Genomic DNA, 14,213 nt, shown 5'->3' with positions numbered 1-14,213 from the left:
CCTTCGGCATCACGGTGTGCCGCCTTGTCCCATTACGTCTGCAATGGGGAGTATTGCTATGCTGAGCGCTTTTAAACTCGAACGCGATCGCCTGACGCGCATCGAACTGGAAGACAACAACGACACACTCAACACCTCGGTGTGGGTCGATCTCATCGAGCCCGACGACACTGAGCGTGATCGTGTGCAATCTGAGCTGGGTCAAAGCCTGGCGACGCGTCCGGAGCTGGAAGACATCGAGGCCTCCGCACGTTTCTTCGAAGATGAAGATGGACTGCACATTCACTCCTTCTTCTTCTTTGAAGATGCGGAAGACCACGCTGGCAACTCCACCGTGGCGTTCACCATCCGTGAAGATCGCCTCTATACATTACGCGAGCGCGAACTGCCGGCTTTTCGTCTGTATCGTATGCGTGCGCGCAACCAGACGCTGACCGATGGCAACGCCTACGAGCTGTTGCTGGATCTGTTTGAGACGAAAATCGAACAGCTGGCGGATGAGATCGAGAACATCTACAGCGCGCTGGAAAAACTCAGCCGCGTGATCATGGAAGGGCAACAGGGCGAAGAGTACGATCAGGCGCTGTCGCGTCTGGCGGAGCTGGAGGATATCGGCTGGAAAGTGCGTTTGTGTCTTATGGATACCCAACGTGCATTGAACTTCCTGGTGCGTAAAGCTCGCCTGCCGGGCAATCAGCTGGAGCAGGCGCGTGAAATCCTGCGCGATATCGAATCCCTGCTGCCGCATAACGAATCGCTGTTCCAGAAGGTCAACTTCCTGATGCAGGCGGCGATGGGCTTTATCAACATCGAGCAGAACCGCATCATTAAGATCTTCTCAGTGGTGTCGGTGGTATTCCTGCCACCCACGCTAGTGGCATCCAGCTACGGGATGAACTTCGAGTTTATGCCTGAGCTGAAATGGAGTTTTGGTTATCCTGGCGCGATTACGCTGATGATCCTTGCCGGTCTGGCGCCGTACCTCTATTTCAAACGGAAAAACTGGTTGTAACGCTTTCGGGGCCGCATTTGCGGCCCTTTAAACTGGCGCTGCATCACAATTCTGCGTAGGCTGTTGTCACTTCTCACTTTCTGATTTCCACCCTATGGCGCGTTTTTCTTTGCGACAGCAGTGGACCATTCTGCTGATTGCTTCGTTAGTACTGGGGATCATTCTCCAGCTGTTTCACCTTCCTGCTGCACTGCTTTTAGGTCCGATGATCGTCGGAACCGTCATGGGCCTTTCTGGCGCCACCGTACGCATCGACAAACGTTTGTTTGTGCTCGCACAAGCCGTGTTGGGTTGCATGATCGGGCAAACGCTGTCACCGGCTATTCTCTCACCGCTGTTAGCGGATTGGCCGGTGGTGCTGGCGGTGTTGGTGCTTACGCTGGCGGCCAGCGGTTTGTCAGGTTTTCTACTGGTGCGCTTTAGCAACCTTCCAGGGCCAACCGGTGCGTGGGGATCGTCTCCCGGCGGCGCTTCGGCGATGGTGGCGATGGCCGGTGATTTCGGTGCGGACGTGCGCTTAGTGGCGTTTATGCAGTATCTGCGCGTGCTATTTGTGGCGACTGCAGCGGCAGTGGTGGCGCGCATTGGGCTGGGCACCAACGGTGGTGCAGTGGAGCTGGTATGGTTCCCTGCTTTACAAAGCAGCTTCATCCTGACATTGGTGGTGATGTTCGCGGGCGCCTGGCTGGGACAAAAACTGCGTATCCCTTCGGGTGCGCTGCTGCTGCCCGCGCTGATTGGTGCGACGCTCCACGGCACCGATGTCGCCACTTTGCAGGTGCCGGAGTGGTTGCTGGCGCTGGCCTATGCGTTGATTGGCTGGAGCGTGGGTTTGCGCTTTACGCGCCCGATCTTCCTGCTGGCGCTGCGCACCCTTCCGCAAATGCTGGTGTCGATTTTCGGCTTGATGCTGCTGTGTGGTGGATTGGCGTGGATGCTGACGCAGGTGCTGCACGTCGATCTGATGACGGCGTATCTGGCAACCAGCCCGGGCGGGCTGGATACCGTGGCGATTATTGCGGCGGGCAGCCGGGTCGATATCGCGTTTGTGATGGCGTTGCAGACCTTACGCCTGTTCACCATCCTGCTGACCGGCCCGGCTATCGCGCGCTTTATCTCACGCTACGCGCACGCGGGTGCGAGCTGAGAACGCGATTGCATCAACGATAAATACGGCGAGTGCCAGCCAGATAAAGCCGAAGGTGACCATCTTGTCCGGCGTCAGGCTCTCGCCGTAGAACAGCACGGCCAAAAGGAACATCAACGTGGGACCGAGGTATTGGAAAAAGCCCACGGTCGACAAACGCAGACGCGCACAGGCGGCGGCAAACAGCATCAGCGGAATCGTGGTGACGATGCCCGCCGCGATCAGCTTGAAATTGAGGCTCATTGGATTGGCGCTGAGGTGGCTGGTGGCGCTGTCAGCAAAGCCAAACAAATAGATGGCCGCCAGCGGGAATAACCATGCGGTCTCGATCAGCATGCCGCTCTGCGCATCCACCTGGATTTTTTTCCTCAGCAGACCGTAGACGGCAAAACTTAGCGCCAGCCCCAGGCCAATAATCGGCAGCGAGCCAAATTGCCACAGCTGCACCAGCACGCCAATCGTTGCCAGCAACACCGCCAGCCACTGCAAGCGGCGGAAGCGCTCGCGCAGGAACAGCATGCCAAACACTACGTTGATCAGCGGGTTGATAAAGTAGCCGAGGCTGGCTTCCAGCATGTGCTGATTATTCACTGCCCAGATAAACAGCAGCCAGTTGCCGCCAATGGTGACGGCAGTGACGGCCAGCAACAGCACTTTCTTTGGCTGAGCGAGCACCGTGCGCACCTGCTGCCAGCTCCGGCTCAGGGTAATCAGTACCAGCATAAACAGTGCCGACCAAATCACGCGATGCGTCATGATTTCTGTTGGCGGGACTTCTTTCACCAGCTTGAAGTAGGCTGGCGCAATGCCCCAGATAAAATAAGCGCCGAGCGCATAGCCAATGCCCTGACGCGTTTGTTGCGTATCCATCATGCTTTCCAAAAAGCTAACTAGCCAATCAAATAGGTGGCGGTTGCTGTGGCGATATAATCGCCCTGCTGGTTGTGCAGTTCCACTCGCGCTACCGCCACTTTATTGCCGGCGCGCAGCAGGCTGCTGGTAGCGACAAAGCGTTCGCCGCGTCCGGGGCGCAGATAGTCAACGCGCATATCGATAGTGCCCATGCGCGACAGACGCTGACGCAACTCCTCTTCGCTGATGCTCTCCTGACGCGACAGCGCATGGCTGACGCACACCAGCCCGGCAGCGACATCCAGCACTGAGGCAATCACGCCACCGTGCAAAATATTTTGGGCCGCATTGCCAACCAGCATGGTTTTGTTGGCAAAGCCCAATTCGGCGTAATCGGCTTCGAGGCGGTCCAGCTCCAAACCGAGCGCCTGATTGAAGGGCATGTGATAGACAAAGATTTCGCCAATCAGACGGCGAGCTTCCTGCTGTGACAGCAACGGGGATGACATGTTTTCTGCCTTAAGATGTTAAAGAGTTGTGTATATTATGCCGCGTTCGCGCGGCTTTCCAGTTTCAGAAATCGGCACTGATCAACCTGTCTCTTTGCGTGTAGAATGGCGTGCTTTTTGAACATGGGCCTAATAATGACAACACGCAGTTCCCTGGAGAATGTTATGCGTAAGCTATACGCGTTGCTGACCGCAGCTTTGATGATACCTGCGCTGGCACAGGCTGATGAAGCCACCATAAAAGAGGTGCATGACGCCCCGGCAGTGAAGGGCAGTATTATTGCGAACCTGTTGGAGAAACACGATAACCCGTTCGTGCTTTATCCTTACGAAAACAACTATTTGCTCTACACCTACACCAGCGACATGAACAAAGAGGCGATCTCTTCGTACAACTGGGCGGACAAAGCAAAAAACGATGAAGTAAAATTCCAGCTCAGTCTGGCGTTCCCGCTGTGGCGTGGCATTCTGGGTGATAATTCGGTACTGGCCGCATCCTATACGCAACGTTCGTGGTGGCAGCTCTCTAACCGTGGAGCCTCATCGCCGTTCCGTGAAACCAACTATGAGCCGCAGATTTTCCTTGGCTGGGCAACGGATTATACCTTTGCTGGCTGGACTCTGCGCGACATCGAAACCGGTCTTAACCACGAGTCGAACGGCCGCAGCGATCCGACTTCACGCAGCTGGAACCGCGTCTATGCGCGCCTGATGGCGCAGAACGGTAACTTCCTGGCGGAAATCAAACCCTGGTATCGCATTCCAGAAAATGAAAATAATGATGATAACCCCGACATCACCAAGTACATGGGCTACTATCGCGCCAAGCTCGGTTATGAAATGGGTGAAAGTATTTTCAGCGTGGAAGGTAATTACAACTGGAACAGCGGCTATGGCGGCGCGACTTTTGCCTGGAGCTATCCTATCTCTGAACATGTGCGCTTTTACACCCAGCTGTTCAGCGGGTATGGTGAATCACTTATCGACTATAACCACCGCCAGACCCGTTTTGGCGTGGGCGTAACGCTTAACGATCTGTTCTAACCAGTCAGAAAAACAGGATTACCGTGGCAACATCGGCAGTGCTTAATCAGGAAATGCTGGCGCAGCAGGTATTACAAGATACCTTCGGCTACCAGCAATTTCGTCCCGGTCAGCAAACCATCATCGAAACCGCTCTTGCCGGGCGTGATTGTCTGGTGGTGATGCCGACTGGCGGCGGGAAATCGCTGTGCTATCAAATCCCGGCGCTGGTGCGCGAAGGGTTGACGCTGGTGGTTTCACCGCTGATCTCACTGATGAAAGATCAGGTCGATCAATTGCTGGCCAACGGCGTGGCAGCGGCGTGTCTTAACTCGACGCAAACGCGTGAGCAGCAGCAGCAAGTGTTTGCGGATTGTCGTACCGGCAAGCTGAAGCTGCTGTATATCGCGCCTGAACGTCTGATGATGGATAACTTCCTCGACAGCCTGCACCAGTGGAATCCGGTGATGCTGGCGGTGGATGAAGCACACTGTATCTCGCAATGGGGCCATGATTTCCGCCCGGAATATGGCTCGATTGGTCAACTGCGTCAGCGTTTCCCGGATCTGCCGGTGATGGCGCTGACGGCAACCGCTGACGAAACCACGCGTAATGACATCGCTCATCTGTTGCAGATGGACGATCCGCTGATTCAAATCAGCAGCTTTGACCGCCCGAATATTCGCTACACGCTGGTGGAGAAATTCAAACCCACCGATCAGCTGTTGCGCTACGTGCAAGAGCAGCGCGGTAAGAGCGGCATTATTTACTGTAACAGCCGTGCCAAGGTGGAAGACACGGCTGCGCGTCTGCAAAGCCGTGGGCTGAGTGTCGGCGCGTATCACGCCGGTATCGACAGCGCTCAGCGTGCGCACGTGCAGGAAGCCTTCCAGCGCGATGACTTACAAATCGTGGTCGCCACCGTGGCGTTTGGTATGGGCATTAACAAACCTAACGTGCGTTTCGTGGTGCACTTCGATATTCCGCGCAATATCGAATCCTACTATCAGGAAACCGGTCGCGCCGGGCGTGATGGCCTGCCCGCAGAAGCGATGATGCTTTACGATCCGGCGGATATGGCGTGGCTCCGTAAATGTCTGGAGGAGAAAGCGCCCGGCCCGTTACAGGATATTGAGCGTCACAAGCTCAATGCGATGGGCGCGTTTGCCGAAGCGCAAACCTGCCGTCGTTTAGTGCTGCTCAACTACTTTGGTGAAGGGCGTCAGCAGCAGTGCGGCAACTGCGATATCTGCCTTGATCCTCCGCGTCGCTATGATGGTTTGGTGGAGGCGCAGAAGGCGCTTTCCAGCATCTATCGTACCGGCCAGCGCTTCGGTATGGGCTATATTGTCGACGTGCTGCGCGGTTCCACTAACCACCGCGTTCGCGATAACGGGCACGACAAATTGCCGGTGTACGGCATTGGTCGTGAGCAGAGCCAGGAGCATTGGGTCAGCGTGCTGCGTCAGCTGATCCATCTTGGTATGGTGACGCAAAATATCGCCATGCACTCCGCTTTACAGCTAACGGAAGCGGCGCGTCCGGTATTGCGTGCCGAAGTGCCATTGATGCTGGCGGTGCCGCGTATCGTCACGGTGAAGAGCCGCAGCAGCTCGCCGAAAGTGCACAGCGGCAATTACGATCGCACGCTATTTGGCAAACTGCGTAAATTGCGTAAGGCGATTGCCGACGAATCCAACATTCCGCCGTATGTGGTGTTTAACGATGCCACATTGATTGAGATGGCGGAGCAAATGCCGATTACCGCGTCAGAAATGTTGAGCGTGAACGGTGTCGGTCATCGCAAGCTGGAACGTTTTGGTAAACCGTTCCTGGTGATGATCAAAGAACATGTCGATGAAGAGTAAAGGAAAGAAACCATGTTGATGTTATTCGCCACCGTCGCGCTGGTGCATTTGGTTGCGCTGATGAGTCCCGGCCCGGACTTCTTCTTTGTGTCGCAAACGGCGGCCAGCCGTTCACGTAAAGAGGCGATGATGGGCGTGTTGGGCATTACGCTGGGAATCGTGATCTGGGCCGGTGTGGCGCTGATGGGCTTGCATCTGATCCTGCAAAAAATGGCCTGGCTGCATGAAATCATCATGGTGGGCGGTGGTTTGTACCTGCTGTGGATGGGTTGGCAACTCCTGCGCTCGGCACGTCAGCAGCATAAAGCCCCGCAGGTTGATGCGCCGGTGGTGGAGCTGCCAAAAAAAGGCATGAGCTTCCTGAAAGGTTTTCTGACTAATCTGTCGAACCCGAAAGCGATTATCTATTTCGGCAGCGTGTTCTCACTGTTTGTTGGCAACGATGTGGGCGCGATGGAACGCTGGGGCCTGTTTCTGCTGATTATCGGCGAGACCTTTGCCTGGTTCACGCTGGTCGCGGCGATTTTTGCACTACCGTGGATGCGTGATAAGTATCAGCGTATGGCGAAGTGGGTCGATGGGATGGCGGGTGTGCTGTTTGCCGGATTCGGCATCCACCTGATTATCTCGCGTTAAATCGGGTTTACTTGCCATTTCGCCACCGGGCAGTGCTCGCGCGCTTTACGTTCAGCATCTGTGCTTCAGAACTTGCGCACTGACTACCTTGAAATAGCTGCGGCACTGACGGTTATCACCTCGGTGCCGCGGTTTTTTAAAACGTCTTAAGCAATTCTGCGCGCACTTGCCAGCAACGCACCGACGGCCATAAACAGCCCACCAAAGGTGCGGTTCATCAGCTTCATCTGCTTAGGCCCTTTAATCCACCCCGCAATACGGGTTGCCAGCGTGGCGTAACCAATCATCACGATAATATCGACCACGATGGTGGTGACACCGAGCACCAGATACTGCATCAACTGCGGCTGGTGTGGCTGAATAAACTGCGGGAACAGTGCGGCGAGAAACACGATGCTTTTCGGGTTGGTGAGATTCACCAGAATGGCGCGTTTGAACAGGCGACGACGCGGCATCGCTTTTGCCACGGCATCCAAATCAATACCCCCTGCGGAACGCCACTGCTGAATGCCCAGCCACACCAAATAGGCGGCGCCTGCCCACTTCAGCACTTCAAACGCCATGATCGATTGTGAAAATAGCGCACCCAAACCGGCACCCACCAGCACAATGTGAATCGCCAGCCCAAGCTGTAAGCCAGTGATGGAAGCCGCCGCGCCGCGATAGCCATGGCTAATGCCGGTGCTCATGGTGTTGATGGCACCAGAACCGGGTGAAAGACTGAGGATAGTTGTGGTCAACAGGTAGGTTAACCACCATTCAATGGTCATGCGTGACATTCCCTGAAGTGAACGAAGTGTGACACAATACGCCAGAATATCGCGGTGCGCTATGGCGTACAGACGCGCGATGAGGCTTTTTTTCAGGGGGACGGATGCAGCATCACAAACAGCGTTGGCTCGGGCGAGAGAAAGGCTTTTCCGCCTTTGCTACCGGTCCGCTGCTCGACTTCTGGCGTCGTCGTGAAGAGTGCGAATTCACCGGCGTCGGTAACCTGAAGATTCGCTATGTTCGTTTCACCTCACCGCAACATCGCCGTGTCATCCTGATTGTTCCCGGCCGCATCGAAAGCTATATCAAATACCCGGAACTGGCTTACGATCTGTTCCACTGCGGCTATGACGTGGTGATCATTGACCATCGCGGGCAGGGCCGCTCCGATCGCTTGCTGGCGGATTCGCATCGCGGCCATGTGGTTGAGTTCAGCCACTATGTTGACGACTTAGAAACGCTGTATCTGAAAGAGATGGTCAGCAACCATTATCAGCAACGCTACGTGCTGGCGCATTCGATGGGCGGTGCGATTTTAGCGCTGTTTCTGGCGCGTCAACCGCAGGCTTTTCATGCGGCGGTATTCTCGGCACCGATGTTTGGCATTGTGCTGCCGTTGCCTGACTGGATGGCGCACCCGATTTTGGACTGGGCGGAAAAACTGCCGGCGATTCGCGAACGCTATGCGCTTGGCACCGGCCGCTGGCGCGCCAGCCCGTTTGGCATTAATCGCCTGACGCACAGTCGGGAGCGCTATCGGCGCAACCTGCGTTTTTACGCGGACGATCCGGGACTGCGCGTCGGTGGCCCGACCTATCATTGGGTGCGCGAAGGCGTCTATGCCGGACGCAGTATCATCAGCCAGGCAGCGAAAATCACCACGCCTTCCCTGGTGTTACAGGCCAGCGAAGACGATGTGGTGGATAACCGCGCACAAGATATTTTTTGTACGGCGATGGCTGACGCGGGACATCCCTGCGAAGGTACCGTGCCGTATGTGATTCAAGGCGCGCGTCACGAGATTTTGTTTGAAACAGACGCTATGCGCGCTGAAGCGCTCAACCTGGTGGTCGATTTTTTCGAGCGCCACGTTTAACTCATTTTCCGACATCAATACCAGAGGTTTACATGTACCACATCGTCGCATCCGACCTGGATGGCACGCTGCTCTCACCGGAACACCGCCTGACGCCTTTTGCCCGTACCACGCTGCAGGAACTGGTGGCGCAAGATGTCCACTTCGTTTTCGCCACCGGCCGCCACTATATCGACGTAGGCCAGATGCGCGATAACCTTGGCATTCCGGCGTACATGATTACTTCCAACGGGGCTCGCGTGCACAACGCAGACGGTGAACTGGTGTTTAGCCATAACCTCGACGCCGATATCGCCAGCGAGCTTTACGGTCTGCAGTACCACGATGAGCATATCCTGACGCACGTGTATCGTGACGATGAGTGGTACATGAGCCGTCATCGCCCGGAGGAGCAGGACTACTTCCGTGAGTCGGTGTTTAACTATCAGGTTTATCAGCCGGGCATGCTTGAAACCGACGGCATCAGCAAGGTTTTCTTTACTTGCGACGATCCCGAACGTCTGGTGCCGCTGGAGCTGGCGATCGAAGCGCGCTGGGGCGATCGCGTTAACGTCAGCTTCTCACTGCCGACCTGTCTGGAAGTGATGGCGGGTGGCGTATCGAAAGGTCACGCGCTGGAGGCGGTATCAAAGCAGCTTGGCTTCTCATTGAAAGAGTGCATCGCTTTTGGTGATGGCATGAATGACGTGGAAATGCTGAGCATGGCGGGTAAAGGCTGCATTATGCGCAATGCGCAGCAGCGGTTGAAAGATACCTTGCCGACGCTGGAAGTGATTGGCAGCAACGCTGAAGATGCGGTGCCGCACACGTTGCGTAAGTTGTTCCTTGCTTAAAAAAATGGGCCGGTGATACCGGCCCATTTTTGTTATGCCATCTGTTTCTTATGTTTATGCTCGCTGACCATGGTGAGCAGCAACAAAATCACCGCCAACACCGATCCCGCAATCATCACCATGAATCCACCATCCCAGCCGAAGTAATCCACGGTGTAACCGACAATCGCACTGGCTGCCACCGATCCTCCGAGATAACCAAACAAACCGGTAAAGCCTGCTGCCGTGCCAGCCGCTTTCTTCGGCGCTAACTCCAGCGCATGCAGACCAATTAACATTACCGGACCGTAGATCAGGAAGCCGATGACGATCATGCACAGCATATCGAGACCTGGATTGCCGGGTGGGTTAAGCCAGTACACCACGGTGGCGATGGTTACCAGCGTCATAAAGAACACGCCGGTGGCGCCACGATTGCCTCTGAACACCTTGTCCGACATCCAGCCGCACAGCAAGGTGCCGGGAATGCCCGCATATTCATAGAAGAAGTAAGCCCACGAAGATTTATCCAGCGTGAAATGCTTTACCTCTTTCAGGTAGGTCGGTGACCAGTCGAGAATGCCGTAGCGCAGCAGGTAAACGAACACGTTGGCCAGCGCGATATACCACAGCAGCTTATTAGGCAGGATGTACTGCATAAAAATCTGCTTCGCCGTCAACTCCTCCTCATGATCCTCGCTGTAGTCTGGCGGATAATCATTCTTGTACGCCTCAATCGGCGGCAAACCACAAGACTGCGGCGTATCGCGCATCAGGGCAAAGGCAATAATCGCGATGAGGATGGCACCAAACGCCGGCATGTAGAGCGCGGCTTTCCAGTCGTTAAACCATGCCATACCCAGCAGAAACAGTAAGGGCGGAATACCACCACCCACGTTATGGGCGCAGTTCCATACTGAGACAATCCCGCCGCGTTCCTTCTGCGACCACCAGTGCACCATAGTGCGACCGCACGGTGGCCAGCCCATGCCCTGGAACCAACCGCACAGGAACAGCAGCACAAACATCACCATGATGCTGGAGGTGGCCCAGGGTACAAAGCCCATAAACAGCATCACCGCAGCGGCCAGAATCAGTCCGGCAGGTAAAAAGACACGCGGGTTTGAACGGTCAGAGACGGAACCCATGATGAACTTGGAAAAACCGTAGGCGATGGAGATTCCGGACAGCGCAAAGCCAAGATCGCCACGCGAAAAGCCCTGCTCAACCAAATAGGGCATCGCCAGCGCAAAGTTTTTACGGACCAGGTAATAGGCGGCATAGCCAAAGAAAATGCCGATGAAGATTTGCCAGCGTAGCCGACGATAGAGTGGATCGACACGATCGTCAGCGACTTGCGGCTGATGCGGTGCCGGTTTGAAGATACTTAACATGAAGGTGGCCCTCCAGGGCGCAATATTTTTATAAATTCCCAGCAGGTTGGGTTAAAAGCCCTCTGGCGTAACAACAAAACCAAAGTTCCATTTCGCGCAAAGGATAGTGATGGTTGCGCCACGTTACTGTGATGTGTGACACAATTGTTACAGTTTGATGACATTAAAGAGCGATATAAACCAGGAAATGTTGGTATTCGCGCATGAGGCGTCGGGGCTTTTGGGTTTGTAAGGGGAATCCGTTGCCGTGTCGAATCAGATTCACTGCATCTGCAACCAGCGACCTGATTTCAGCAATGGACCTTATCTCAATGAGTGACGGGGATACGGCGATTTGTTTGATTTTAATTTGACCACTCGTCAACCAGATATTTCAGCCCGTCCACGACAGTTTGTTTACACTAGCGCCACTGTTCATTTTGGGATCAATACCGTGCTGTTACTGATCGTTACCACCATTTTGTGGGCTTTTTCCTTTAGTTTGATAGGGGAATACCTTGCGGGCCAGGTTGACTCCTGGTTCTCTGTACTGATGCGCCTTGGGTTAGCTGCGCTCGTTTTTTTACCCTTCCTGCGCTGGAAGGGCTATCGCGCCTCAACCATCCTGCTGTATATGCTGGTGGGGATGCTGCAACTTGGCGTCATGTATCTGCTGAGTTTTGAGGCTTATACCTACCTCAGCGTGACAGAATTCCTGTTGTTTACCGTGATGACGCCGCTCTACGTCACGCTGATTTACGATTTGCTCAGCAGACGTCGGCTGCGAATCGGCTATGCCTTCAGCGCGCTGTTGGCGGTAGCCGGTGCGGCCATCATTCGCTATGACAAAGTCAGCGATCATTTCTGGTTCGGTTTGCTGCTGGTTCAGGCGGCTAACATCTGCTTCGCCATTGGTATGGTTGGTTACAAGCGCTTGCAGGAAACCCGCCCAATGCCGCAACACACGGCCTTCTCGTGGTTCTATCTTGGCGCGGTGATCATCGCCATCATTGCGTGGAGCCTGTGGGGTAACCCGAACAAACTGCCAACCACCTCACTGCAGTGGGGCATTCTGGTCTGGCTGGGCGTGGCGGCTTCCGGGCTGGGCTACTTTATGTGGAACTACGGTGCGACGCAGGTCGATGCCGGTACGCTGGGCATTATGAACAACATGCACGTGCCAGCGGGCTTGCTGGTCAATCTGGCGATCTGGCAAGAGAAACCGCACTGGCCGAGCTTTATTGCCGGGGCGATTGTCATTTTCGCTTCGCTATACGTGCATAAGCGCTGGGTAGTGGGACATGCGTCCAAAAGCGATGCCTAACTGAGACGATCCTTGATCTGGTTTCGTTGAACTTGCAGAAGCGCTATGTGCTGGGAAAAAGCAGCACCTAAGCCAAAGGGAAGATACAGGCCGCTACGAAGAGCGAAGCGTCTGAGCCATGGATGGCGAGGCCGATCCACAGGGATGTGAGATTCCTTCGTGATCGGAGCGGCCTGTATCTGACCTAACTCCGATCAAAAAGCGATTACACCTTCTTGGCTGGCGCCGCAGGACGATTCATCATCGTCAATCCCTTCAAAAAGTTACGCAGAATCTGGTCACCGCACTCGCGGTAGTTTTTATGATCCGGATTGCGGAAAATCGCACCGACTTCCGCCTGGGAAATCTTAAAGTTTGCCTTCTCCAGCACCACCGGAATATCCGTGGTCTTCAGCGCAAACGCGATACGCAGCTTCTTAATGAAAATATTATTATTCATACGACGTTCGACTGACGGCGCTGGCGCATCTTCACTCTTACCGCGACGGAAGAAAATCAAACCGTTGAGGAAATAGCCCATCAGCACGTCCGGCAACTTACGGAACGCCGCATCCTCATCCTTCTTCATCCACGCCTGCACATCCTCCAGCGGCACTTCACTGCCCGCTAAGGCAAAAATCTCCACCACTTTGCTATCGCTTAAATCAAGCATATAGCGCACGCTGCGCAGAACATCGTTACTCGTCATGGTGAAACTCTCTTGGTCGCGGATTGAGGCGGCGCATTATAGAGCAGGCCGGGCAGGGATAACAGCACGGGCGACACAGGTCGCCCGTGGGATGATCAAGAAATTGACTGCAATGAACCCGGGCGAGCGGCATCACGTACAAACGGCAGATGGTCACAGGCGTGCTGGCGGGCGAAGCGTACAAAGGCTTCTAACACCGGCTGACGCTGCTCACCATCGCGCACGGCGGCATATAAACGGCTCCACAAACCCTCACCCAATGTCTTGGTCACCACCAGACCCTGCTTTTCAAAACTCTCCACCACCCAATGCGGAAGGGCCGCAATACCCATCTGTGCTGACACCATCTGAATCAGCAACAGCGTATTATCCACACTCTTCAGCGCCGGGCTGATGCCTGCAGGCTGCAGGAAATGACGCCAGATATCGAGACGCTGACGCTGCACCGGATAGATCATCAGTACCTCATCGGCCAAATCTTCCGGTGAGATATGTTCCAGCTTCGCCAGCGGATGGTCCGGGGCCAGCACCAGACGTACCTCAAAATCAAACATCGGCGTATAGAACAAACCGCTGCGCGGCAGGATATCGGAGGTCAACACCACATCCAGTTCGCCCTGTTGCAGGGCGGGCTGGGGATCAAAAGTCACGCCCGATTTAAAATCGACCACCACTTGCGGCCAGCTCTGGCGGAAATTATTGAGGGCTGGCGTCAGCCACTGAATGCAGCTGTGGCACTCAATGGCAATGCGTAACGTGGTCTGATGCGGCTCGTGGCATGCCTGCAACGCTTGCTGAATCTGCGGCAAAATCTGCTCGGCCAACTGCAGCATGATTTCCCCCTGCGGCGTAAACCGCAACGGCTGGCTCTTGCGCACAAACAGGCGAAAGCCCAGCCGCTGTTCCAGATCGCTGAACTGATGCGATAACGCTGATTGTGTCTGATGAAGCTGAGCGGCGGCAGCGGCCAACGAGCCGGTATTTTGCAACGCCTGCAGCGTTCTCAGATGTTTGAGTTCGATCATGAGAGTCCTTCACATCGAGATTGAACAAATTGCGCTTGAGGAACATACAGTACCCGCAGATTATGGCGGTGTAAACA

At 55.0% G+C, this 14,213-nt stretch carries 14 protein-coding genes; 8 read left to right on the top strand and 6 right to left on the bottom strand.

Features of this window, described 5'->3' with window-relative positions:
• The first annotated feature begins 58 nt into the window (after positions 1 to 58).
• Together corA and JK231_RS13715 are read left to right on the top strand one after the other, a co-directional pair.
• Positions 59 to 1,012, top strand: a complete 954-nt coding sequence (gene corA / locus JK231_RS13720) for a magnesium/cobalt transporter CorA (protein ID WP_034827871.1) — start codon at positions 59 to 61, stop codon at positions 1,010 to 1,012.
• Positions 1,013 to 1,106: 94 nt separating this feature from the next.
• The gene (locus JK231_RS13715; protein WP_058960363.1) at positions 1,107 to 2,159 is read left to right on the top strand and encodes an AbrB family transcriptional regulator; all 1,053 of its coding nucleotides are present in this window, start codon (positions 1,107 to 1,109) and stop codon (positions 2,157 to 2,159) included.
• Here JK231_RS13715 and rarD read toward each other — a convergent pair.
• On the bottom strand, positions 2,130 to 3,029 hold the full coding sequence (gene rarD, locus JK231_RS13710) for an EamA family transporter RarD (protein ID WP_034827874.1): 900 nt from the start codon (positions 3,027 to 3,029) through the stop codon (positions 2,130 to 2,132). The two genes, JK231_RS13715 and rarD, sit on opposite strands and share 30 nt — an antisense overlap.
• Positions 3,030 to 3,049: 20 nt before the next feature.
• Positions 3,050 to 3,520: a thioesterase family protein gene (locus JK231_RS13705; protein ID WP_097118521.1), complete on the bottom strand. Its 471-nt coding sequence runs from the start codon at positions 3,518 to 3,520 to the stop codon at positions 3,050 to 3,052.
• Between the two features lie 165 nt (positions 3,521 to 3,685).
• Here JK231_RS13705 and pldA point away from each other — a divergent pair, with 165 nt between their 5' ends.
• The 3 genes from pldA to rhtC are packed head-to-tail and all read left to right on the top strand — an operon-like array spanning position 3,686 to position 7,047.
• On the top strand, positions 3,686 to 4,564 hold the full coding sequence (gene pldA / locus JK231_RS13700; RefSeq protein ID WP_034827877.1) for a phospholipase A: 879 nt from the start codon (positions 3,686 to 3,688) through the stop codon (positions 4,562 to 4,564).
• Between the two features lie 23 nt (positions 4,565 to 4,587).
• Positions 4,588 to 6,411 carry an ATP-dependent DNA helicase RecQ gene (recQ, locus tag JK231_RS13695; protein WP_058960360.1) on the top strand — a complete coding sequence of 608 codons (1,824 nt, stop codon included), beginning with the start codon at positions 4,588 to 4,590 and terminating at the stop codon, positions 6,409 to 6,411.
• A 12-nt stretch (positions 6,412 to 6,423) separates the two neighbouring features.
• Entirely contained in the window at positions 6,424 to 7,047 is a 624-nt protein-coding gene (rhtC, locus tag JK231_RS13690) for a threonine export protein RhtC (protein WP_034827887.1), read from the top strand.
• Between the two features lie 146 nt (positions 7,048 to 7,193).
• Here the strand turns inward: rhtC and rhtB are convergent, their stop codons facing one another.
• Positions 7,194 to 7,817, bottom strand: coding sequence for a homoserine/homoserine lactone efflux protein (gene rhtB, locus JK231_RS13685; RefSeq protein ID WP_034827889.1), 624 nt, complete (start codon positions 7,815 to 7,817; stop codon positions 7,194 to 7,196).
• 104 nt (positions 7,818 to 7,921) lie between these two features.
• Here rhtB and pldB point away from each other — a divergent pair, with 104 nt between their 5' ends.
• Entirely contained in the window at positions 7,922 to 8,914 is a 993-nt protein-coding gene (gene pldB / locus JK231_RS13680) for a lysophospholipase L2 (RefSeq protein ID WP_160833382.1), read from the top strand.
• A gap of 32 nt (positions 8,915 to 8,946) precedes the next feature.
• Positions 8,947 to 9,747: a sugar/pyridoxal phosphate phosphatase YigL gene (gene yigL, locus JK231_RS13675; protein WP_034827894.1), complete on the top strand. Its 801-nt coding sequence runs from the start codon at positions 8,947 to 8,949 to the stop codon at positions 9,745 to 9,747.
• Between the two features lie 32 nt (positions 9,748 to 9,779).
• Here the strand turns inward: yigL and glpT are convergent, their stop codons facing one another.
• The gene (gene glpT / locus JK231_RS13670) at positions 9,780 to 11,120 is read right to left on the bottom strand and encodes a glycerol-3-phosphate transporter (protein ID WP_058960357.1); all 1,341 of its coding nucleotides are present in this window, start codon (positions 11,118 to 11,120) and stop codon (positions 9,780 to 9,782) included.
• A gap of 433 nt (positions 11,121 to 11,553) precedes the next feature.
• Here glpT and JK231_RS13665 point away from each other — a divergent pair, with 433 nt between their 5' ends.
• Positions 11,554 to 12,423 carry a carboxylate/amino acid/amine transporter gene (locus tag JK231_RS13665; protein WP_211728842.1) on the top strand — a complete coding sequence of 290 codons (870 nt, stop codon included), beginning with the start codon at positions 11,554 to 11,556 and terminating at the stop codon, positions 12,421 to 12,423.
• A 205-nt stretch (positions 12,424 to 12,628) separates the two neighbouring features.
• On the opposite strand, the gene JK231_RS13660 is transcribed toward JK231_RS13665, so the two are convergent.
• Both JK231_RS13660 and metR read right to left on the bottom strand, forming a co-directional pair.
• Complete coding sequence (locus JK231_RS13660) at positions 12,629 to 13,111, bottom strand: DUF1456 family protein (RefSeq protein WP_034827905.1); 483 nt, start codon at positions 13,109 to 13,111, stop codon at positions 12,629 to 12,631.
• Positions 13,112 to 13,206: 95 nt separating this feature from the next.
• Complete coding sequence (gene metR, locus JK231_RS13655; RefSeq protein WP_034827906.1) at positions 13,207 to 14,136, bottom strand: HTH-type transcriptional regulator MetR; 930 nt, start codon at positions 14,134 to 14,136, stop codon at positions 13,207 to 13,209.
• Positions 14,137 to 14,213: the final 77 nt, after the last annotated feature.

Source organism: Pantoea sp. JGM49 (assembly GCF_018257655.1).
Classification (GTDB): domain Bacteria; phylum Pseudomonadota; class Gammaproteobacteria; order Enterobacterales; family Enterobacteriaceae; genus Pantoea; species Pantoea communis.
Note: the sequence above shows the minus strand (reverse complement) of the source record. Positions and strands in the feature narration are given on the sequence as shown.